Here is a 20789-nt window from a genome sequence, read left to right as displayed (position 1 = left end):
GGCGCTGACCAGTGCTCAGGCACACCCGGGGTGAGGTGCGCCCCACTTGGGCAGAGGGAGACAGGCTTTGCGCCCTCCTCCGCTCCCCCTGAGTCTCACACGCACTTGCAGGGATGGCTGGGATGGCCTACCCCCACGGGGGCACCCCTGCCCCCGCACGCGACGACCGGTAGGTAATGCGGATGCCCGACCCGCTGAGCAAATCGTTTTCCATTTTTCAGAATCAGTAAGTTGCGGCCCCCCGAGAGGGAAGTCGCGTCCCCTATAGGAGATTTCATGCGTACACCGACAGGTTTAGGCACTGCCGGGAGCAAGTTGTGGCGGTCAACGGTCGAGGTCTTCGACTTTACCGATGAACCGCACAAGGTCCAGATCCTCACCCAGGCTTGCCGGGTGGCTGACGTGGTGGCTGAGCTGGACGAGGCAGCCGACGAGGCCCCGCTAACCGTGAAGGGCAGCATGGGCCAACAGGTGATCAGCCCGTTCATCGCGGAGGCCCGAGTCCAGCGGGGTCTACTGGCTCAGTTGCTCGGGAAACTGGACCTCCCCGACACCGAGGAAGAGGCAGAGGCCAAGGCCGAGAAGCTTTCCCGCACACGGCGACGAGCTGCCAGGGGGAATCGCTCGTGACCGTCCGACGTAGTCGCGGCAGCTCTGGGGGTCTGAGCGCCACGCTCCCGGACGAACTTCGCACGTTCGAGAGTTGGCACTACCCAGGCGGTTTGAACGACTACATGCGCGCCCTGAGCGAACTTGTCGGCTACCAACGGCTCACGCCTGTGATGAACGCGGCGGGGCTGTCCGCTGCGGATTGGTTCCGAGAAATGCTTCTGTCGGAAGCGTAAAGCGGACGACGGCTAGTGGCCTTCGTACCAATTACGCCCTCCGTGATCGCGGCGGTACTGCTGGTCGTAGTCCATGTCCCTGAGGATGTCCTCGGTGGAACGCGGCGGGGCCGGGGTCGAATGCCGGTCCCGCAAGCGCCGCCCTTGCCGGTCAAATTCAGGGTCGTCTTGTTCGGATGCAAGTACAAGGTCCTTCGTACGGTCCCGTGTTTGCGCGAGTGTCGGGTGAAAGACGGCAAGCACCACTACGTGCACCACAAGTGCAGCTATGAACAGCCCGAAGGATGCCCCAGGGGATGCAAACGCCAACAAAATCGCGATGCCCCAAGCCGCGACGGGCACCCTACGAATCCGCTGGATTGAAGACCCCCAGCCAAACGGCTTGAGCCACAGCGCCCGAAATTCTTCACCAGGGGTTAGCCTGACATTCGCGCGCTCCGCCTTTGTTGTACCGCTCATTGACGCACTTCGTTGCTGCGACAGTTGTTTCGCGGCCTGCTGCGCCTTCTTCTGCGCTTTGTACTCTTCATGCGTGCCCGCCATGTAGCCCCCTCAGTTGACTGTTTGCTACCGGACACTAGCGGCCTCGCCGGGCCGCCGGGAGCGATTTACTGAATGTTGTAGTACTCGACAATCGAGTACGCCATCGGCACCATCGCGGCGGCCGCGTTCGGCGCCGTGCTGTACACCGTCGTCACCGGCGATTCCATCGTCTCGGCGCTGACCAACATCATCGGTCGCGCGCTCAACACCAAGGTCTGACCGGAAGTGCCGGTGCCAGCACGGTCGAGGCGGCACTGGGCATCGCCGCCCTGGTTGTGGTGCTGGTGCTGTGCGTGGCCGGTGTCACCGCGGTGTCGATGCAGGTTCGTTGCATCGACGCCGCCCGCGAGGCCGCCCGGTTGGCGGCCCGCGGCGACGAACGCTCCGCCGCGGCCGCCGCTCGTCGGCTCGCGCCAGCCGGTGCGCGAGTGGACCTGCGCCGCGACGGGGAATTCCTGGTGGTCACGGTCGTCGCGCATTCGAAGGTGTTGCCCGCCATCGACATTGCGGCCAGTGCGGTCTCGGCGGCCGAGCCGTCGCGGTGATCGAGGCTCGGCCACGCTGGTCGCGGCCTGGATGATCGTGGTGTTGCTGACGACGACCGGCGCGGGTGTGTACCTGGGCTCGGCGGTGGTGGCCCGCCACCGCGCGCAGGCGGTGGCCGACCTGGCCGCCTTGGCCGCGGCGGCAAGGCTGAGCTCGGGAGCGGACACGGCGTGCGCGGGCGCCACCGTGGTGGCCCACCGGATGCGGGTCGACGACATCGGCTGTGTGGTCGACGGTCTCGATGTCGTCGTCACTGCGCGGGTGGCGGTCGCGCTCGGCGGCGCGGCGAAGGCCGCCGCACGGGCGGGGCCCGCGGCCGGGGGATCCGACTAGGGCGCGGCGTCCGGCGTCGGCGACAATCCCGCGGAGGCCAGCTCGTCGTCGGTGGGCAGGCGCAGGGAGACCAGTCCGGCGTAGGTATCCGGCTCCAGTTCCACCCGGTTGACGGTGACGTGCACCGGCACCCAATCCCCGTCGTGCCCGGGCATCCGCAACACCCGGCTGGTGGCACCGCCGCTGAATTCCCTTGTCATGGTGGACATCAGGTCCTGGTCGTCGGGGTGCACCCGGGGCTTGCCCGTCTCGCTGCTGCGCCAGTCGTAGAAGGTGCAGGGCTCGTCGAGCCATTTCAGCAGCGACCAGGTGTTGAGGTCGATCAGCGCGCGGTGCACCCCGGCCTGGGCCAGGCCGCTGAGGATTCGCTGCGCGAGATCGTCGGTCGACACCTCCGGGCCCTTGAGTTCGGATTGCCAGTTAATGGCCCTCGCCACCAAATGCTCCCGGCCGTCGGGCCCCGGTTCCAGAACCGTGCGCGCGACAAAACCGATCCGGATCGACTCTCCCCGCCAGTCGGTGAGATCCCAGGTGCTGCAGAGGGTTTGGTCCGGCTTGGCTTTGACCGCCATGGCCAGGACTTTGGTTTCGTTCGGGTTGAGTTCCCGCGACGGCAGGTCCTCGGCGAACGCCCTGCCGAAGGTGACCTCGACCTCGGGGTTCTTGCCGCTGTTGATCAGCGATTCGCGGGTATCGGTGGCCACGCCGAGCGTCAGGTCCCATTTCAACGGCCCCGGGACCGGCCGCTCGGGTGGTTCGGCGTCGGCGGGGCCGGTCCAGACATGCACGCCGTGGATGAATCCGTCCGACATCACCACCGGTTCGGTGCGAATGATGCGGTCTCGCTTGGGCGTGATGCTGGTCAGCGCCTGGCCGGTCTGCACCGACTCCGCGATCGCGGTGCGCACCGCGGCCAGATAGGGACTTCGGCGCAGGAACGTGGTGATGGGGACGAGATTCTTGAGTTGGCGGCCCTGCGCCACAACGGTGGGATCACCCCCGAGTGTCTCCACGAGCAACCAGTCGTGGGCCATGCGGCCGATTTTACGGTGAGGGCATGGATCAGTGGGAGTGCGGGCTTCGCCACATCACCCGGGGGCGGTCGTCACCCGCCGGGCTCGCCCTTCCGTGGCCCCCGCGCCAGTTCCGCGAGAACCAGCTTCAGCACCAGCACCGCGCCCGCCTTGTCGAGGGGGTCGTTGCCGTTGCCGCACTTGGGGGACTGCACACACGACGGGCATCCCCTGGGGCACTCGCACGCCTCGATGGCGGCGGCCGTTGCGCCCAGCCAGGTGCGGGCCTGGCGAAAGCCCCGTTCGGCGAAACCCGCGCCGCCGGGATAGCCGTCGTAGACGAAGACGCTGGGCAGGCCAAGGGGATCGGGCCCGACGGCCGTGGACAGGCCGCCGATGTCGCCGCGATCGCAACTGGCCACCAGCGGCAGCAACCCGATCGCCGCGTGTTCGGCGGCGTGCAAGGCGCCCGGGATTCGGATCGCCTCAATACCGTTGCGCTGCAACGCATTTTCGGTGATGGTGTACATCGCCGCCATGGTGGCCAAGGTGTGCTCCGGCATGTCGAGGTCGATGAAGTCGATCACCTCCCCGGAGAGCCGGCGGCGCAGATACCCCACCACCTGGTGGGTGACGCGCACCGGCACCAGACCCAGGGTGACCGGCCCGTACGTCAGGCGCTCGCCGGCGCCGGTGACGGCGATGTCGGTGATCTCCCGTGCGTACGTCGCGTAACCGGGGTCCTCGGCGTGCACGAACGCGATGCCTTCCTCGGTGTCCAGCGAGTCGACCACGTAGCTGTCGCCCTGGTGCAGGTACACCGCGCCGGGGTGGACGGTGGCCGGCGCCCGACCCACGTCGGCGCTGCCCAGCAACCTTCCGGTGTCGGCCTCCAAGATGACGATCTGACCGCCCGCCGAGCCCCGGATGTCCACCGCGGCATGAGGTTCCAGGCCGGGCACCGGAAAGTACTTTCCGCTGCGCCGGCGCAGCAGCCCGTCATCGACCAGGCCGTCGGCCACCTCGGTGGCGCCGAGGGTGCGCACCTCGGCCTCGTCCAGCGGCAGTTCGGTTGCCGCGCACAGCAGCTGCGGACCCAGGATGTACGGATTGCCCGGGTCGATCACGACCCGTTCGACCGGCTTGTCCAGCAGCGCCGCGGGGTTGTGCACCAGATAGGTATCCAGCGGATCGTCCCGGGCGACGAGCACCACCAGCGCGCCCTGGCCGCGCCGCCCGGACCGGCCGGCCTGCTGCCAGAACGAGGCGACCGTGCCGGGGAAACCGGCCAGCACCACCGCATCTAGGCCGGCGATGTCCACGCCCAGCTCCAGCGCGTTGGTGGTGGCCAGGCCCCGCAGCCGGCCCTCGGCCAGCGCGCGCTCCAGCGCGGTGCGGTCCTCGGCAAGGTAGCCGGCCCGATACGACGCGACCGTGCGGGACAGCTCCGGAGCGATGTCGTCCAGCCTCGCCTGCGCGCCGAGCGCGGTCAGTTCCGCTGCGCGGCGGGACCGCACGAACGTCAGCGTCTGAGCGCCCTCGGCGATCAGGTCGGCCATCACCCGCGCCGCCTCGGCACCGGCGGACCGCCGCACCGGCGCCCCGTTCTCGCCGGTCAGGTCGGCCCGCAGCGCGGGCTCCCACAACGCCACGGTCCGGGCGCCCTGCGGTGACCCGTCCTCGGTGACCTCCTCGACCGGCAGCCCGATCAGCTCGGCGGCCGTCGCGCCCGGCGAATCCGTTGTGGCGCTGGCGAAGATCACCGTCGGTGACGACGAATAGCGGGCACACAACCGCAGCAGGCGGCGCAGCACCATCGCCACGTTCGAGCCGAATACCCCACGGTAGTAATGGCATTCGTCGACCACCACGAACCGCAGGCCACGCAGCAGGACGGCCCAGCGGGCGTGGTTGCGCAAGATCGACAAGTGGATCATGTCGGGGTTGGAGAACAACCACCGCGAGCGTTCCCGCGCGAAGCGGCGGACCTCCGTCGGGCTGTCACCGTCGTACGCGGTGGGGGCGACCCCGAAACCGGGATCGTGCAACCGTGGAACCGCCGCCGTCAGCGCGTGCGCGGCGCGCAATTGGTCGTGGCCCAACGCTTTTGTCGGTGACAGGTAGAGCACCCGGGCGCGCGGATCGGTCGCCAGCGCGTTGAGCACCGGAAGCTGGTAGGCCAGTGACTTTCCCGAGGCGGTACCGGTGCTGAGCACGACATGACGGCCCGAGTACGCCAGGTCGGCGGCCGCGAACTGATGCGACCACGGTGATTTGATCCCGCGCGCGGCGAACGCGCCGATGACGTCGGACTCGGCCCAGTCCGGCCAATCGTGCGGCCGGCCGCTGCGCGCCGGCAGTTCGGCGACGTGACGCAGCGGATGTTCGTCGGCCGCGGTTCCGGCGAGTGCGGCGGCCAGCAGGTCGCTGCCGAAACTCGCCATCTCACTTCCTCCGGGATCCGATTGTGAAATCGGCCTGCGAATCGGCCTTCGAATCGGCGGATGACACAAGTCTGTCGCCGACGCGATGAACATGGTTGACTATTTGCGGTCGCAGCTTCTGTGTTCGTGTCAAACTTTCGCAGGATCGACGTTGCGGCCGCGGTTCCTGCGAGGTTAATCGGTCGGGTGAAGTTCCGGCGACTCAGCGAGGTATGGCGGTCGTACCAGGCCCGGGGCATCGAAAAGCGATGCCCCGCACCCAGAAGAAAAGGAAAGATCGAGAGATGCCACAGGGAACTGTGAAGTGGTTCAATGCGGAGAAGGGCTTCGGGTTCATCGCCCCTGAAGACGGTTCCGCGGATGTGTTTGTCCACTACACGGAGATCCAGGGTTCGGGCTTCCGCACCCTCGAAGAGAACCAGAAGGTCGAGTTCGAGATCGGCCATAGCCCTAAGGGCCCCCAGGCCACCGGAGTCCGCTCCGTCTAAACGAGAGCAGACCTGAACGGATACCCCCCGTGCAGACCCGCCCAAAGCGGGTTCAGCCGGGGGGTTTCCTCTTTTACTGCGGCAACCAGGCGTGCATGCCCGTCGACGCCCCGCGGCGCGCCGGTTGCCTCAAGACGCGGGCGGGCCCCCTGGCCTACTGTCGGTGGCGTGAGCCAGCTTTCCTTCTTTACAGCGGAGTCGGTGCCGCCTGCGGTCGCCGATCTTTCCGGTGTGCTGGCGGCGTCCGGGCAGATCGTCACCGTCGGTGCCACCGGTGAAAACGCCGTTGCGGGTGCTCGGCTGTCGGTGGTCGTGGACCAGCCCTGGCGGGCCTCGGCGCTGGCCGAGATGATCCGGGAGGCGGGCCTTGTCGCCGAGATCGGCCGTACCGACGAGGACACCCCGTTGGTACGCACCGCCGTGGACCCCTCGCTGAGCACGCTGGCCGCCGAATGGACGCGCGGGGCGGTCAAGACCGTGCCGCCGCGCTGGCTGCCCGGCCCGCGCGAGCTGCGGGCGTGGACGCTGGCGGCCGGAAACCCGGAGGGCGAGCATTACCTGCTGGCATTGGACCCGCACGCGCCGGACACGCATTCGCCGCTGGCGTCGGCGTTGATGCGCGTGGGGATCGCGCCCACCCTGATCGGCACCCGCGGCGGGCGCCCGGCGTTGCGGATCAGCGGACGCCGCAGGCTATCGCGCCTGGTAGAAAACGTGGGGGAACCGCCCGACGGCGCCGACGCGTCCGCCCGCTGGCCGCGCGTCTAGCCGGCGGATGGCGGCCGAAATTCCGCCGTTTTCGCGAAGGTCAGTTTGCGCAGGCCCGCCCAAGGGTGCGAAATTGTCAGGTGCCGCAGGGCGAAGGAACGGTCGCGTACCTGAATTTCACCGGAATTTTCGATGCCGACCTGTCATTCTTCCTGCAGGTGGTCTCGCAGGGGGGACCAATCACGGATGGAGCGTAAGGGCAGTTGGCTGACCCGAAACTAAAGGACACCAGTAGCGGCGGGAATGGCAGCCGCCGGCGACTCGTGATTGTCGAGTCGCCCACCAAGGCGCGCAAACTGGCCGGCTACCTGGGCTCCAGGTACATCGTCGAGTCCTCGCGCGGCCACATCCGCGACCTGCCCCGGGCCGCCGCCGACGTGCCGGCGAAGTTCAAGTCGGAGCCCTGGGCCCGCCTCGGGGTCAACGTCGACGCGGACTTCGAACCGCTGTACATCATCAGCCCCGAGAAGAAGAGCACGGTCACCGAACTCAAGGGCCTGCTCAAGGAGGTCGACGAGCTCTACCTGGCCACGGATGGTGACCGCGAGGGCGAAGCCATCGCCTGGCACCTGCTGGAAACCCTCAAGCCGAACATCCCGGTCAAGCGGATGGTGTTCCACGAGATCACCGAGCCTGCCATCCTCGAGGCCGCCGAAAACCCGCGCGACCTGGACATCGATCTGGTCGACGCGCAGGAAACCCGGCGCATCCTGGACCGGCTGTACGGCTACGAGGTCAGCCCCGTGCTGTGGAAGAAGGTCGCGCCCAAGCTGTCGGCGGGCCGGGTCCAGTCGGTGGCCACCCGGATCATCGTGCAGCGCGAACGCGACCGCATGGCGTTCCGGAGCGCCTCCTACTGGGACATCGTGGCCCAGCTGGACGCGAGCGTGTCCGACCCGCAGGCCTCGCCGCCCACCTTCACCGCCCGCCTGACCGGCGTCGACGGCCTGCGGGTGGCCTCCGGCCGCGACTTCGACTCGCTGGGTCAGCTGCGCAAAGCCGACGAGGTGACCGTTCTCGACGAGGCGAGCGCCACGCAGCTGGCCGCGGGCCTGCGCGGGGCGCAGCTGTCCGTCGCGTCGGTGGAGGAGAAGCCCTACACGCGGCGCCCCTACGCGCCGTTCATGACCTCGACGCTGCAGCAGGAGGCCGGCCGCAAGTTGCGGTTCTCCTCCGAGCGCACCATGAGCATCGCCCAGCGGCTCTACGAAAACGGCTACATCACCTATATGCGTACCGACTCCACCACGCTGTCGGAGTCCGCGATCAACGCCGCCCGCACGCAGGCCCGCCAGCTCTACGGCGCGGAATACGTGTCCCCGTCGCCGCGGCAGTACACGCGCAAGGTCAAGAACGCCCAGGAGGCGCACGAGGCGATCCGCCCCGCGGGCGAGACGTTCGCGACCCCGGACGCGGTGCGCCGCGAGCTCGATGGCGACGAATTCCGCATCTACGAGCTGATTTGGCAGCGCACGGTGGCCTCGCAGATGGCCGACGCCCGCGGCACCACGCTGAGCCTGCGGATCAACGGTCAGTCGGCGGGCCGCGACGTCACGTTCTCGGCCAGCGGTCGCACCATCACCTTCGCGGGTTTCCTGAAGGCCTACGTGGAGACGGTGGACGAATTGGCCGGCGGGGAGGCCGACGACGCCGAGAGCCGGCTGCCGCAGCTGACCAAGGGCCAGCGGCTGGACGCCATCGAACTCACCCCCGACGGCCACGCCACCAATCCCCCGGCGCGTTACACCGAGGCGTCACTGGTCAAGGCGCTCGAAGAGCTGGGCATCGGCCGCCCGTCGACGTACTCGTCGATCATCAAGACCATCCAGGACCGCGGCTACGTGCACAAGAAGGGCAGCGCCCTGGTGCCGTCCTGGGTGGCGTTCGCCGTAACCGGTTTGCTGGAACAGCATTTCGGCCGCCTGGTCGATTACGACTTCACCGCGGCGATGGAAGACGAGCTCGACGCGATCGCCTCGGGGCAGGAGCGACGCACCGACTGGCTCAACAACTTCTACTTCGGCGGCGAGCACGGGGTGGCCGACTCGGTGGCCCGCTCCGGCGGCCTGAAGAAGCTCGTCGGCGTCAACCTGGAAGGCATCGACGCCCGAGAAGTCAACTCCATCAGGCTATTTGATGACGAACAGGGCCGGCCGGTCTACGTCCGGGTGGGCAAGAACGGGCCTTACCTGGAACGCATGGTGACCGGTGATGACGGCGAGCCCAAGCCGCAGCGGGCCAACCTCAACGACTCGCTGACCCCCGACGAGCTCACGCTGGAGGTGGCCGAGCAGCTGTTCGCCACGCCGCAGGAGGGCCGCGTGCTGGGGGTGGACCCGGAAACCGGACACGAGATCGTCGCCAAGGACGGCCGGTACGGCCCTTACGTTTCCGAGGTCCTGCCGGAGCCGCCGCCCGACGACGACGGCAGCGCCGCGCCGGCCAAGAAGGGCAAGAAGCCGACCGGCCCCAAGCCCCGCACCGGTTCGCTGCTGCGCACGATGGACCTGCAGACGGTCACGCTCGAGGACGCGCTGCGGCTGCTGTCGCTGCCGCGCGTGGTCGGGGTGGACCCCGCCACCGGCGAGGAGATCACCGCGCAGAACGGCCGGTACGGCCCATACCTCAAGCGCGGCACCGATTCTCGCTCGCTGGCGACCGAGGAGCAGATGTTCGACATCACCCTCGAGGAAGCGCTGAAGATCTACGCCGAGCCCAAGCGCCGCGGCCGGCAGGGTGCCGCCGCGCCCCCGCTGCGTGAGCTGGGCGCCGATCCGGCGACGGGCAAGCCGATGGTGATCAAGGACGGCCGGTTCGGTCCGTACGTCACCGACGGTGAGACCAACGCCAGCCTGCGCAAGGGTGACGACGTCGCATCGATCACCGACGAGCGCGCCGCCGAACTGCTGGCCGATCGCCGGGCTCGTGGCCCGGCCAAGCGTCCGGCCAAGAAGACGACCCGCAAGGCGCCGGCCAAGAAGGCGCCGGCGAAGAAGGCCGCCAAGCGCAGCTGAGCCCGGCTCTCAGTAGCCCGGGCCGATGGCCTCGCCGGACATCTCCTCGGTCCGCGGCCGGGTGGGCGCGGGGTCGGTCGTTCCGGCCAGGTGCACCGGGCGTGCCAGCTGGGTGGGCGCGCGGCGGCCGCGCAGCTCGACCACCTCGCCGACGTCCCAGCACAGCGCCTCGGCGTCCAGCGCGCCGCTGACCGCGATCGCCGACGCGAGCACGTGGCCGGGCTCGAGCTTGGCCAGTTCAGTCAGCCGGGCGGCCTCGTTGACCGGGTCGCCGATCACCGTGTACTCGAAGCGGGCCTGCGCGCCGATGTGACCGGCGATGGCCCGCCCGGAGGACACCCCGATGCCGAACTCCGCCGAACCGATCACCGGCAGCAGCGCGTCGTGCAATTCCCGGGCCGCGGCCAGCGCTCCGCCGGGCGAGTCGGGGTGTTCGATCGGCGCGCCGAAGATGGCCAGCGCGGCGTCACCCTGGAACTTGTTGACGAAACCGCCATGCTTGCCAACGGTCTCCACCACCACCCGGAAGAACTCGTTGAGCAGGTGGACGACCTCGGCGGGTGGCCGGGTCGAGGCCAGCTGGGTGGAGCCGACCAGGTCGACGAACAGCACCGCGACGTCGCGCTCCTGGCCGCCCAGCTCGGTGCCGCGCTCCAGCGCCCGGCGGGCCACGTCCTCACCGACATAGCGGCCGAACAGGTCCCGCAGCCGCTGCCGCTCGGACAGGTCGCGCACCATGTCGTTGAACCCCGCCTGCAGCAGGCCGAGCTCGCTGGCGTCGTAGATCTGCATGTGCGCGTTGTAGTTTCCGCGCTGCACTTCGGAAAGCGCCCAGCGCAGCTGGCGCAGCGGGTCGGCGATCGACATGGCCACCAGCAGCGTGCTGACTCCGCCGATGCCCAGCGCCGCCACCGCCAGCAACAGGATGGGGGTGAACAGCTTCTCCGGTGTGGCGTGCAGCAGCGAGGTCTTGTCGGCCACCACCGCCAGCACGATCGCCAGCACCGGCACGGCGGTGGACAGCATCCACGTCAGGATCTGGCGCAGGATGACGCCGGGCGCCTTGACGTTTTCGGGCACCCCGCTGCGCAGGGCGGCCACCGCCACGGGCCGCAGCACCCGTTCGGACTGCAGGTAGCCGATGATCGAGGTGGCCGCGGCCCCCAGCCCGGTGGCCACCGCCACCACGGGTGCGGCGTACCGCGCCACCGACCAGCTGGCGATGATGAACACCACGCTGCCGATGGCCCAGGCCACGATGCTGATCAGGGTGCGGTAGAACGGCATTCGCAGCGCGCGGCTGCGGGCCAGTTCGGTGGCGGCGGGGTCGGCCTCGGCGAGCATGTTGTCGCGGCGCTGCCACCGGAACACGGGCAGCAGCAGCCGCAGCGTGACGGCCAAACCGGTGAGGAACACGACGACCAGCGCGGTGGCGAAGATCGCCACGTTCAGCACCGGCAGGTCCTGTAACTGGATGCGGTCCTCGGGCGGCAGCGCGTAGCGCAGGAAGCCGAGCACGAACAGGGCGCCGATGATGTCGGCCTGCAGCATGCTGAGCGAGAACAGCGGCCACGGCGTGCGCATCACCCAGCGGACGAATGCGCTGATCCGCCCCGGTAGTGCCGCCGCCGTAGTCACTTACCCACCGTATCGGGCGGCGGCGACGTCTCGGAAACTTAATAGCGATCTCGGCAGGTCGCCCGCGATGCCCAACCGGCGCCGAAGATAACGGAATGGTCGCGGTACGGTGGCCGTTCGGTATCTGTCGGCACCGCCACTACTGTTACCGGTGATGTCCGGGGTGTTTACGCGGCTGGTAGGCCAGGACGCGGTGACGGCCGAGCTGCTGGCCGCCGCCCGAGCCGCCCGTGGTGACGCCGACCACAGTGGGTCTGGCGCCGGGACTATGACACACGCGTGGCTGATCACCGGCCCGCCGGGCTCCGGGCGCTCGGTGGCGGCGCTGTGCTTCGCGGCCGCCCTGCAATGCACGTCGGCCTCTGACGACGGCGAGCCGGGCTGTGGGCGCTGCCACGCGTGCACGACGACCATGGCCGGCACCCACGCCGACGTGCGGCGGGTGATCCCCGAGGGCCTGTCCATCGGCGTCGACGAGATGCGCGCGATCGTGCAGATCGCGTCGCGGCGCCCGGCCACCGGGCACTGGCAAATCGTGGTGATCGAAGATGCCGACCGGCTGACCGAGGGCGCCGCCAACGCCCTGCTGAAGGTGGTCGAGGAACCGCCGCCGTCGACGGTGTTCCTGCTGTGCGCGCCGTCGGTGGATCCCGAGGACATCGCGATCACGTTGCGTTCCCGGTGCCGGCATGTGGCGCTGGTGACGCCCTCGGCCGAGGCGATCGCGCGGGTGCTGGTCGACAGCGACGGCCTGACCCCCGACACGGCGAACTGGGCGGCGTCGGTCAGCGGCGGGCACGTGGGCCGGGCGCGACGGCTGGCCACCGATCCCGAGGCCCGGGCGCGCCGGGAGCGGTCGTTGACGCTGGTGCGCGACGCCGCGACCCCGTCGCGGGCCTACGCCGCGGCCGAGGAGCTGGTGGCGGCGGCCGAGGCCGAGGCCGTTGTGCTGACCGCCGACCGCGCCGAGGCCGAGACCGAAGAGCTGCGCACGGCCCTGGGCGCGGGCGGCACCGGCAAGGGCACCGCGGGCGCCATGCGCGGCGCGGCCGGGGCGATGAAGGACCTTGAGCGACGCCAGAAGTCGCGTCAGACCCGGGCCTCGCGCGATGCGCTGGACCGCGCGCTGATCGACCTGGCGACCTACTTCCGCGACGCGCTGATGGCCTCCGCCCTGCAAGGGGGAGCCGCGGTGCGGGCCAACCACCCGGACATGGCCGAGCGGGTGGCCGCGCTGGCCGCCCACGCCCCGCCCGCGCGGCTGCTGCGCTGCATCGAAGCGGTGCTGGAGTGCCGCGAGGCGCTGGCGATCAACGTCAAGCCCAAGTTCGCCGTCGACGCCATGGTCGCCACCATCGGCCAGCAACTGCGCGACTAACCGCCTGGCTTGGGTCTGCCCGCCCGCCTGCCGTAGACTCGTGCCGCCCGGCGTGCGGGTATGCCGCCTTAGCTCAGTCGGTAGAGCGATTCACTCGTAATGAATAGGTCGGGGGTTCGATTCCCCCAGGCGGCTCCATCTTTTTCACCCGACGCGTTCACGCCGGCGCGACGAACCCCACCGGGCCCGACGCGAGGCACAACGCCAGCGCGGTCGTGTTGGCGCGCACCGTGATCGCGTCGCCGGCGCCCGGCAGCCGCGCGAAGACCCGGTTGAGCCCGGGATGCACGGGCACCTTGACCTCGGGACCCTGCGTCATCGACAACGTCATCGAGCCGTCGCTGTTGGCCAGGTAGTTCAGTTCGACCGTCCAGTCGGCGGGCAGCAGCGGGCCGTCGAGGGCCAGGCGCGCCGGGCGGTCCGGCTGGGCGAAGTAACCGCACTGGGGCATCGGCCCGGGCGCGATGGTCCGGACCCAGGTCACCCGCGCCTTGATCAGCCGCCCCGAGGGGTCGAACATGCGCAATTGTGTTGTGGCCGGCGCGAATTCGGGCCTGTCCCGCAGCAGGGCGAACAGGTGGCTGGCCAGATTCTCCGGCGCGGCCACCCGCTGCAACACGAACGGGTCGACCTCCTGATCCAGCAGCGGCGCGTCCGAGGCCGCCTGCGCCGCGGCCAGCGACGCCCGGGCGTTGCGCAGATAGGGCTGGGCCGGGTTGTCGCGCCAGCTGGTCAGGAACGTGGCCGTCGAGTACAGGCTGCTGGCCACGAACAGCACCGCCAAAACCGCGACCGCCGCGGCGCGTTTCGGTGAAGCGTCGAGCCAGCGCGGCCCGGCCTGCCGGTTGGGCGCGCACAACGCCACCGCGGCCAGCAGCGCCAGCACCACGACCAGATCGGGCAGGTAGCGCAGCGTCTGCGCCAGCTCGAGCGCGGTTTGCTTCGACGACCGCATCAAATAGATCGGCACCTGGCAGGCCACGGCGTAGCCGACGGCGATCGCCCACACCGGCCCGATGCGCTCCTTGCGCACCAGCGACACCGCCAGCGTCGCGGCCAGCACCAGCCACCCCAGCGCCATCACCGACGGCGGGGGCGTGGCCCAGGGCGAGGCGGGCGCCCAACGGTCCCAGTGCCACGGCCCGCCGGCCAGCCCCGGCACGATGCCGTGCGTGATCGACCGCGCCAGCAGCCGGCCCGTCATCGACAGGTCCGAACTCCACCGCTGCTGATTGACCACGGCCAGATAGAGCGCGATCCAGGCGGCGGTGAGCGCCAGCGCGGCGATCCACAATCGCAGGCCGGCCCGCCACACCGTCGCCACCGCCGATCCCACGCTGCGATCGCCGGTCACGTGGCCCAGCAGCGCGGCCACCGCGAACGCGACGAACGGGATCACCGCGGCCTTCTCGAAGAACAACAGCCCACCGAGGTAGACCAACACGCCGGTCACCGCGTAGCGCTGTTTGCCGGTGCGCACCAGCGCGACGGCGTCGGCGCTCACCCAGGCCAGCGCGGCCAGCATCGGCAACGAATTCAGCGCGGCCGCCCACCACGCGAAGCCGGGCACGGCCAACGGGATGAACAACGCGAACGTCAACGGGATCAGCAGCACCGGCCGCCAGCCCAAGATGATGTGCAGCGCGCGCAACAACGCCAGCGAGGCCAGCAGTTGCAGCACCAGCAGGCTGACCGCCGGCCAGGTCCAGTCCAGTGGCGCGAGCCGGATGATGGTGCCCGCGAGCAGAAATGCCCCGGGCATGACGTGCCCGTCGTGGTCGTCGAACAGGTACGAGGGCGCCAGCAGGTGGTGGGTGCCGGCCTTGCCGATGAGGATCAGGTCGTCCCAGTAGAAGTAGCCGCCGAAGGCCAGCACCGCGCGCACGGCCAGCTGCACCGCGATGAGCGCGACCGCCACGACCGCTATGTATGGTGGGCCGGTGCGTGCACTGGTTACCGGGGCAGCCGGATTCATCGGCTCGACGCTAGTCGACCGTCTGTTAGCCGACGGTCATGCGGTGGTGGGGCTGGACAACTTCGCCTCGGGCCGCGCGACCAACCTCGAGCATCTGGCCGACAACCCGGCCCACGTCTTCGTCGAGGCCGACATCGTGACCGCCGACCTGCAGGCAATCCTCGACGAGCACCGCCCGGAGGTGGTGTTCCACCTGGCGGCCCAGATCGACGTGCGGCACTCGGTGGCCGACCCGCAGTTCGACGCGTCGGTCAACGTGATCGGCACCGTGCGCCTGGCCGAGGCCGCTCGCCGGGCGCAGGTGCGCAAGATCGTGCACACCTCCTCGGGCGGGTCCATCTACGGCATCCCGCCGCGCTACCCGACTCCCGAGAGCGTGCCGACCGACCCGGCGTCGCCGTATGCCGCGGGCAAGGTGGCGGGCGAGATCTACCTGAACACCTTCCGGCACCTGTACGGCCTGGACTGCTCGCACATCGCGCCGGCCAATGTCTATGGGCCGCGCCAGGATCCGCACGGTGAGGCCGGGGTGGTGGCGATCTTCGCCCAGGCGCTGCTATCGGGCAAGCCCACCAAGGTTTTCGGCGACGGCGGCAACACCCGCGACTACGTCTTCGTCGACGACGTCGTGGACGCCTTCGTCAAGGCCTCCGGTGACGCCGGCGGCGGGCAGCGCTTCAACGTCGGCACCGGCATCGAAACCTCAGACCGCCAACTGCATTCGGCGGTGGCGGCCGCCGTCGGGGCGCCCGACGACCCGGAGTTCGCGCCACCGCGGCTGGGTGACCTCAAGCGGTCCTGCCTCGACATCGCTTCTGCCGCAGAGGTTTTGGGGTGGAAGCCGAAGGTCGAGCTGTCCGACGGGGTGGCCCGCACGGTGGAGTACTTCCGCCGGGCGCAGGCCCGCTAGGTCGTTTCGGGAGCCTGCGCGGATTCCAGAGCCACCGCACGGGCCAGCCGCGCGTAGCGCAGCTCCAAGTCCTTGAACCGCATGTACGTGCTGAGCGTGGTGAAGCAGAACGCCATGATCAGCGCGTAGAGCATCAGGTCGGTGCCGCGGCGCACCCCGAACCACTGGGCCACCACCGTGGTGTCGTCGGGGCGCAGCACCGCATAGATGCCGCCCAGCACGAACACCACGTAGCCGACCTTCACCCAGGCCTTTGACCGCGAATTGCGCCGCGAGCGCAGCAGATAGACCAGCAGCGCGACGATCGACCCGATCAGCAGCACCTGAATCCAGTTCATGGAGTCCTCCCTCGCAGGAATCCGTCGAAAATGATGTTGACACCGTTGAGCAGGGGCTGCCCCTTGGACCTCGAGTACTCGGTGTAGAGCACCTCGATCGGCTCTTCGGCGACGCGCCAATGGTTTTCGTCGATCAGCATGACGAATTCGTTGGCGTGGCTCATGCCGCTCATGGTGATGTCCAGCCCGTCGGCGACCTTCTTGTTGAACACCCGCAGCCCGTTGTTGGTGTCGGTCAGGCCAAGTCGGCGGCCGCGCCGGCTCAGCCGCGCGGCGGTCTGCAGCACGATCCGTTTCACCAGCGGCGGCCGGGCCCCCCGCTGCGTGCCGAACCGGGTGCCGATCACGACGTCGACGTCCCCGGCGCGCAACCGGTCGACCATGGTCGCCAGGTCCTTGACGCGGTGCTGGCCGTCGGCATCGAACGTGGCGAAGATCTGGGCGCCCGGCTGCCTGCGGGCGTACTCCACGCCGGTCTGGATGGCCGCGCCCTGCCCGAGGTTGATCGGGTGGCGCACCAGGTGAGCCCCGGCCCGCCGGGCGATCTCACCGGTGTCGTCGGCGCTGCCGTCGTCCACGCAGACGACGTTGTCGAATACCGAGCGCACATCGGCCACCACCTCGCCGATGACAGCTGCTTCGTTGAAGGCGGGAATGACGACCCAGACGACCGAATAATGCGTTTCAGTACCCATCTAAGCCCACAAGGTACACGCTGGTGCAGGCCGAATCAGCCGGTAGAGCGCGCGGCGCGCGACAGCGCCACCAGATGGACGCCGATGCCCACCACCGGGCCGCACAGCAACCCGACCACCGTCCGGGTCTGCAGGGACAACGGCAGCAACAGCAGCAGCCCCGAGGCGACCGTGGCGCTCACCCAGCCCAGCGAGTAGGCCCGGTGCAGCGCGGCGGCCACCGCCGCAGCCCCGGTCAGCGTCAGCATGGCGATCGCCACCGCCGCCGCGGTCAGCCACGCCAGCAGCGCGCTGCTGGCGTGGTACTGCGACCCGAAGGCCACCCGCAACAACCAGGGGCCCAGCACGCCCGCGGCCGCCACGCCGACCGCGCCGATCGCCCCGACGATCGCGGCCGGGGCGAGCAGCGCGCGAATCCGATCGCTGCGCTCGTCGACGAAATGCGCAATCAGGTTGCCCTGCATGGCCGTCAGCGGAACCAGCAGCGGCGCGCGGGTCAGCGTGACGGCCAGGATGATCACCCCGCCCTGCGCGCCGAGCTCGGCGCTGGTCAGCTTCAGCAGCACCGGAAATCCCATCACCAGGATGGCGCTGGCGCCGGCCGCGGTGATCGAATGTGCCGCGCCCCGTAGGAAGGTCGCCGTCCCGCCCGGGGTGAGCAGCCGGGCGGTGGCCCTGGTGGCCGGCGAGGCCACCAGCAAGATCAGCCAGGCGACCGCCCCCGCCACCGTCGCCCACAGGAAGCCGACCAACCGCCACCCGAGCGCCACGGTGGCCGCGGCCACCGCCACCCGGATGACGGCGTCGGTCACCATCAGCGCGCCGTAGCGGGTCCACTGGTTGGTGCCGGCCAGCATGCCCAGCAGGGTGGCGTGCACGCAGAATCCGGCCAGGCCGACCGACAGCAGCGCCACCGACAGCAGCCGCGCCTCGACGAACACCCGCCCGCTCCACAACGGCGAACTGCCGGCGATCACGACGGCCGCGGCCACGCCCACCAGCATGGCGACCCGCATCGGGTGGGTGCGCGGTTCGCCGGGCACCGGCAGCGCGGCCAGGTCGCTGACATAGGGGGTGGAGCGGACCTCGCGGGTGGTCTCCTGCAGCAGGCCATTGGCGGCGCCGGTGACCAGCCCGAACGCCCCCCAGAACACCCCGAATATCGAAAAGCCGCTCGGCGCCAGGTCACGAGCGGCCAGGTAGATCACCGCGTAACCGCACAGCGCGGTCACGGCGGTGGCGGTGCCGACCCTGGCCATGCTGCCGCGCGCCACCGGCCCCTGCGAGGCGCTGATCTCGGTCATCGGGGCGGCGGCGCTTTCGGCCGACTGCCCCGATGTTTCGCCACAATTTGAAAATTCTATGCGGCCCGCAGCGGACGCCGGCCGCGACGATCCGGTTGGCTAGTGTGGGCGGCGGCCGGAAAGGATCCATGTCCGCTTTGCGCACCTTCGGGGTCTCGCTGTTGGTCACCGCGGCGGCACTCGGCCTCGGATACGCCTACGGCGGCTTCAAGGGTCTTTACCTGCTGCTGGTGCTGGCCGCCCTCGAGGTGTCGTTGTCGTTCGACAACGCGATCATCAACGCCTCGATCCTGAAGCGGATGAGCCGCTTCTGGCAGCGGATGTTCCTGACCATCGGGATCCTCGTCGCCGTGTTCGGCATGCGGCTGCTCTTCCCGCTGCTCATCGTGTGGGCGACCGCGGGCCTGGACCCGGTGCGGGCGATGTCGTTGGCGCTGCATCCACCGCCGCACGGCGCGCTGGAGTTCGCGGACGGGTCGCCCAGCTACGAAAAGCTCGTCATCGCGGCGCACCCGCAGATCGCGGCGTTCGGCGGAATCTTCCTGTTGATGCTGTTCCTGGACTTCCTGTTTTATGACCGAGACATCAAGTGGCTCAAATGGATTGAGATCCCGTTCGCACGCATCGGCCGGCTGGGGCAGGTGTCGCTGGTGGTCACCGGACTGGCGCTGGTCACGGTGGGCACGCGGCTGACGCACTCGGGGGACGAGGCGGCGACGGTGCTGACCGCCGGGCTGCTGGGCATGGTGACCTACCTGGTGGTGAACGGATTGAGCCGAGCCTTTCGGCCGTCCGACCCCGAAGCCGGCGCCGCCCCCAAACCCGCGACCGGCTGGGCCGGCCTCACGCTGTTCCTCTACCTGGAAGTCCTCGACGCCGCCTTCTCATTCGACGGTGTCACCGGCGCGTTCGCCATCACCTCGGACCCCGTCGTCATCGCGCTCGGGCTGGGCCTGGTGGGCTCGATGTTCGTCCGGTCGATCACCATCTACCTGGTTCGTCAGGAAGCGCTGGGCCGGTACGTGTACCTGGAACACGGCGCGCACTGGGCGATCGGGGCGCTGGCGGTGATCATGCTGGCCTCGATCGAGCCGCGGTTCGAGATCCCCGAGGCGATCACCGGCTCGGTCGGGGTGGTCTTCATCGCGGCCGCCCTGGGCTGGAGCATCCAGCGCAATCGGCGCGTCGCCCGCGCCGAGCGTGATCAGTGCGCGCCTCCGCGCGTCAGTGCCCCTGGGCCTTGAACCGCTCGATCGAGCGCTGAATCTCCGCCTCGGCGTCCTCGCGGCCGACCCAGTCCGCGGCCTTGACGAACTTGCCCGGCTCCAGGTCCTTATAGTGCACGAAGAAGTGCTTGATCACGTCCAGCTCGAACTCGGGAACGTCGCCGATGTCCTGGATGTGGTCCCAGCGGTGGTCGCCGGCCGGCACGCACAAAACCTTGTCGTCGCCGCCCTTTTCGTCGGTCATCCGGAACATCCCCACCGGGCGAGCCTCCACGATCACGCCGGGAAACACCGACTGCGGCAGCAGCACCATCGCGTCCAACGGGTCGCCGTCCTCGCCGAGGGTGTCCTCGATGAAGCCGTAGTCGGTCGGGTAGGCCATCGCGGTGTAGAGGTAGCGGTCCAGACGTAGCCGACCGGTCTCGTGGTCGACCTCGTACTTGTTCCGCTGGCCTTTTTGAATCTCGATGGTCACGTCGAATTCCACCGCGTCGGCTCCTTGTCTGATTAGGCAGGCCAATTTTGCTCTGCTACACCCTAGTCGAGCGCATCGGCGCCGATTCGGCAGAATGGGTCGCAGACAGTCAGGAGAGTCATGGCCCGTACTCGCTGGCAAAAATCCACCCCAGTGTTCATCGGGTTGGGCGTGCTGGCGTTTGTCGTCGCCGTCGTGGTGGCGGCAGCGTTTTTCACCACGGCCGGGCACGGCGCCAACAGCGCGCATACCCCGATCCCGCCGCCGCACGCGCCGACGGTGAAGCCGGGCATGGTCCCGGTGAGCGACACCGCCGAGCTACCCAGCGGACCCGGTGTGGCCGCCATGCTGGCGCCGGTGGCGGGCGACCCCAACCTGGGCCGCCTCGGCGGCCGGGTCACCGACGCCATCACCGGGAAAGAGCTGTGGCAGGTGGCCGACGACCTGCCGCTGGTGCCCGCGTCCACCAATAAGGTGCTCACGGCGGCCGCGGCGTTGCTGACGCTGGACCGCCAGGCGCGGATCAGCACCCGGGTGGTGGCGGGCAGCCAGAACGCCCAGGGCCCCGTCGTGCTGGTTGGGGCGGGCGATCCGGCGTTGTCGGCGGCGCCGCCCGACGTGCCCACCTGGTACCGGGGATCGGCGCGGATCAGCGACCTCGTCGAGCAGATCCGGCGCAGCGGCGTGACGCCGACCGCGGTGCAGGTGGACACCTCGGCGTTCAGCGGGCCGACGATGGCGCAGGGTTGGGACCTCGCCGACGTCGACAACGGCGACATCGCGCCGATCGAGTCGGTGATGATCGACGCCGGACGCATCCAGCCGAGCACGGTCAACTCGCGGCGGTCCCGCACCC

19 protein-coding genes, 1 tRNA gene and 1 pseudogene are annotated in these 20789 nt (G+C 69.4%); 12 read left to right on the top strand and 9 right to left on the bottom strand.

Translation table 11 applies throughout. The features are described 5' to 3' along the window. Positions 1 to 276: 276 nt before the first annotated feature. Positions 277 to 630, top strand: a complete 354-nt coding sequence (locus A5646_RS16300; protein WP_067022690.1) for a hypothetical protein — start codon at positions 277 to 279, stop codon at positions 628 to 630. Between the two features lie 227 nt (positions 631 to 857). On the opposite strand, the gene A5646_RS29025 is transcribed toward A5646_RS16300, so the two are convergent. Further along, positions 858 to 1388, bottom strand: a complete 531-nt coding sequence (locus tag A5646_RS29025; RefSeq protein WP_156765621.1) for a hypothetical protein — start codon at positions 1386 to 1388, stop codon at positions 858 to 860. Between the two features lie 84 nt (positions 1389 to 1472). Between A5646_RS29025 and A5646_RS30275 the strand changes: the two are divergent. The 3 genes and pseudogenes from A5646_RS30275 to A5646_RS16280 form a co-directional block, all read left to right on the top strand. Continuing rightward, positions 1473 to 1607: pseudogene (locus A5646_RS30275) on the top strand (DUF4244 domain-containing protein); the annotation flags it as partial. Beyond that, positions 1604 to 1933, top strand: coding sequence for a TadE family type IV pilus minor pilin (locus A5646_RS16285; protein ID WP_156765626.1), 330 nt, complete (start codon positions 1604 to 1606; stop codon positions 1931 to 1933). The pseudogene A5646_RS30275 and the gene A5646_RS16285, both read left to right, overlap by 4 nt. Further along, positions 1902 to 2267, top strand: coding sequence for an Rv3654c family TadE-like protein (locus tag A5646_RS16280; RefSeq protein WP_369806954.1), 366 nt, complete (start codon positions 1902 to 1904; stop codon positions 2265 to 2267). Before A5646_RS16285 ends, A5646_RS16280 begins: the two co-directional genes overlap by 32 nt. Here the strand turns inward: A5646_RS16280 and A5646_RS16275 are convergent. Together A5646_RS16275 and A5646_RS16270 are read right to left on the bottom strand one after the other, a co-directional pair. Then, positions 2264 to 3301 (bottom strand): PAS domain-containing protein, encoded by a 1038-nt coding sequence (locus tag A5646_RS16275; protein WP_066867597.1) that lies wholly within the window; start codon positions 3299 to 3301, stop codon positions 2264 to 2266. The genes A5646_RS16280 and A5646_RS16275 overlap by 4 nt on opposite strands. A 71-nt stretch (positions 3302 to 3372) precedes the next feature. Then, positions 3373 to 5724, bottom strand: coding sequence for a DEAD/DEAH box helicase (locus tag A5646_RS16270; protein ID WP_067022646.1), 2352 nt, complete (start codon positions 5722 to 5724; stop codon positions 3373 to 3375). A 284-nt stretch (positions 5725 to 6008) separates the two neighbouring features. Here A5646_RS16270 and cspA point away from each other — a divergent pair, with 284 nt between their 5' ends. The 3 genes from cspA (at position 6009) to topA (ending at position 9994) form a co-directional block, all read left to right on the top strand. Then, a complete protein-coding gene (gene cspA, locus A5646_RS16265) occupies positions 6009 to 6212 on the top strand; it encodes a cold shock protein CspA (protein ID WP_007166602.1) in 204 nt (67 codons plus the stop codon). A 168-nt stretch (positions 6213 to 6380) separates the two neighbouring features. Next, positions 6381 to 6980, top strand: coding sequence for a hypothetical protein (locus A5646_RS16260; protein ID WP_066878069.1), 600 nt, complete (start codon positions 6381 to 6383; stop codon positions 6978 to 6980). A 203-nt stretch (positions 6981 to 7183) separates the two neighbouring features. Next, positions 7184 to 9994 carry a type I DNA topoisomerase gene (topA, locus tag A5646_RS16255; protein WP_066867589.1) on the top strand — a complete coding sequence of 937 codons (2811 nt, stop codon included), beginning with the start codon at positions 7184 to 7186 and terminating at the stop codon, positions 9992 to 9994. 9 nt (positions 9995 to 10003) lie between these two features. On the opposite strand, the gene A5646_RS16250 is transcribed toward topA, so the two are convergent. After that, a complete protein-coding gene (locus A5646_RS16250; protein ID WP_231998023.1) occupies positions 10004 to 11578 on the bottom strand; it encodes an adenylate/guanylate cyclase domain-containing protein in 1575 nt (524 codons plus the stop codon). A gap of 208 nt (positions 11579 to 11786) precedes the next feature. On the opposite strand from A5646_RS16250, the gene A5646_RS16245 reads away from it, so the two are divergent. Together A5646_RS16245 and A5646_RS16240 are read left to right on the top strand one after the other, a co-directional pair. Next, positions 11787 to 13010, top strand: a complete 1224-nt coding sequence (locus tag A5646_RS16245) for a DNA polymerase III subunit delta' (RefSeq protein ID WP_066878065.1) — start codon at positions 11787 to 11789, stop codon at positions 13008 to 13010. Between the two features lie 62 nt (positions 13011 to 13072). After that, a tRNA-Thr gene (locus tag A5646_RS16240) sits at positions 13073 to 13148 on the top strand. Positions 13149 to 13167: 19 nt separating this feature from the next. Here the strand turns inward: A5646_RS16240 and A5646_RS16235 are convergent. Further along, positions 13168 to 14985 (bottom strand): hypothetical protein, encoded by a 1818-nt coding sequence (locus A5646_RS16235; protein WP_156765620.1) that lies wholly within the window; start codon positions 14983 to 14985, stop codon positions 13168 to 13170. On the opposite strand from A5646_RS16235, the gene A5646_RS16230 reads away from it, so the two are divergent. Beyond that, on the top strand, positions 14951 to 15895 hold the full coding sequence (locus A5646_RS16230) for an NAD-dependent epimerase/dehydratase family protein (RefSeq protein ID WP_156749032.1): 945 nt from the start codon (positions 14951 to 14953) through the stop codon (positions 15893 to 15895). The two genes, A5646_RS16235 and A5646_RS16230, sit on opposite strands and share 35 nt — an antisense overlap. Here the strand turns inward: A5646_RS16230 and A5646_RS16225 are convergent. From A5646_RS16225 to A5646_RS16215, 3 genes are read right to left on the bottom strand one after another with little or no spacing between them, the layout of a single operon-like run. Next, positions 15892 to 16233, bottom strand: a complete 342-nt coding sequence (locus A5646_RS16225) for a DUF2304 domain-containing protein (RefSeq protein WP_066867579.1) — start codon at positions 16231 to 16233, stop codon at positions 15892 to 15894. The genes A5646_RS16230 and A5646_RS16225 overlap by 4 nt on opposite strands. Then, positions 16230 to 16928, bottom strand: a complete 699-nt coding sequence (locus A5646_RS16220; protein ID WP_066867575.1) for a glycosyltransferase family 2 protein — start codon at positions 16926 to 16928, stop codon at positions 16230 to 16232. The genes A5646_RS16225 and A5646_RS16220 overlap by 4 nt, the downstream gene beginning before the upstream one ends. A 35-nt stretch (positions 16929 to 16963) precedes the next feature. Then, on the bottom strand, positions 16964 to 18232 hold the full coding sequence (locus A5646_RS16215) for a hypothetical protein (RefSeq protein WP_067022643.1): 1269 nt from the start codon (positions 18230 to 18232) through the stop codon (positions 16964 to 16966). Between the two features lie 128 nt (positions 18233 to 18360). On the opposite strand from A5646_RS16215, the gene A5646_RS16210 reads away from it, so the two are divergent. Next, positions 18361 to 19476, top strand: coding sequence for a DUF475 domain-containing protein (locus tag A5646_RS16210; RefSeq protein ID WP_067022640.1), 1116 nt, complete (start codon positions 18361 to 18363; stop codon positions 19474 to 19476). Here the strand turns inward: A5646_RS16210 and A5646_RS16205 are convergent. Beyond that, entirely contained in the window at positions 19457 to 19945 is a 489-nt protein-coding gene (locus A5646_RS16205; protein WP_066867566.1) for an inorganic diphosphatase, read from the bottom strand. The genes A5646_RS16210 and A5646_RS16205 overlap by 20 nt on opposite strands. Before the next feature lie 108 nt (positions 19946 to 20053). Between A5646_RS16205 and dacB the strand changes: the two genes are divergently transcribed. Continuing rightward, on the top strand, positions 20054 to 20789 hold a 736-nt coding region (gene dacB / locus A5646_RS16200), incomplete at its 3' end, for a D-alanyl-D-alanine carboxypeptidase/D-alanyl-D-alanine-endopeptidase (protein WP_156765619.1).

The sequence above is a fragment of the Mycobacterium sp. 1245499.0 genome (genome assembly GCF_001673615.1).
GTDB lineage: Bacteria > Actinomycetota > Actinomycetes > Mycobacteriales > Mycobacteriaceae > Mycobacterium > Mycobacterium europaeum_A.
The sequence above is the reverse complement of the archived record's forward strand: the minus strand, read 5'-3'. Positions and strand labels throughout refer to the sequence as shown.

Bases quoted from the DNA above. Each gene is read 5' to 3' on its own strand.
- A5646_RS16225 (WP_066867579.1), bottom strand. From the start codon at position 16,233: ATGAACTGGATTCAGGTGCTGCTGATCGGGTCGATCGTCGCGCTGCTG.
- A5646_RS16220 (WP_066867575.1), bottom strand. From the start codon at position 16,928: ATGGGTACTGAAACGCATTATTCGGTCGTCTGGGTCGTCATTCCCGCC.
- A5646_RS16275 (WP_066867597.1), bottom strand. From the start codon at position 3,301: ATGGCCCACGACTGGTTGCTCGTGGAGACACTCGGGGGTGATCCCACC.
- A5646_RS16235 (WP_156765620.1), bottom strand. From the start codon at position 14,985: ATGAATCCGGCTGCCCCGGTAACCAGTGCACGCACCGGCCCACCATAC.
- A5646_RS16300 (WP_067022690.1), top strand. From the start codon at position 277: ATGCGTACACCGACAGGTTTAGGCACTGCCGGGAGCAAGTTGTGGCGG.
- A5646_RS16215 (WP_067022643.1), bottom strand. From the start codon at position 18,232: ATGACCGAGATCAGCGCCTCGCAGGGGCCGGTGGCGCGCGGCAGCATG.
- A5646_RS16245 (WP_066878065.1), top strand. From the start codon at position 11,787: ATGTCCGGGGTGTTTACGCGGCTGGTAGGCCAGGACGCGGTGACGGCC.
- A5646_RS16270 (WP_067022646.1), bottom strand. From the start codon at position 5,724: ATGGCGAGTTTCGGCAGCGACCTGCTGGCCGCCGCACTCGCCGGAACC.
- A5646_RS16250 (WP_231998023.1), bottom strand. From the start codon at position 11,578: ATGCGCACGCCGTGGCCGCTGTTCTCGCTCAGCATGCTGCAGGCCGAC.
- cspA (WP_007166602.1), top strand. From the start codon at position 6,009: ATGCCACAGGGAACTGTGAAGTGGTTCAATGCGGAGAAGGGCTTCGGG.
- A5646_RS16210 (WP_067022640.1), top strand. From the start codon at position 18,361: ATGTCCGCTTTGCGCACCTTCGGGGTCTCGCTGTTGGTCACCGCGGCG.
- A5646_RS29025 (WP_156765621.1), bottom strand. From the start codon at position 1,388: ATGGCGGGCACGCATGAAGAGTACAAAGCGCAGAAGAAGGCGCAGCAG.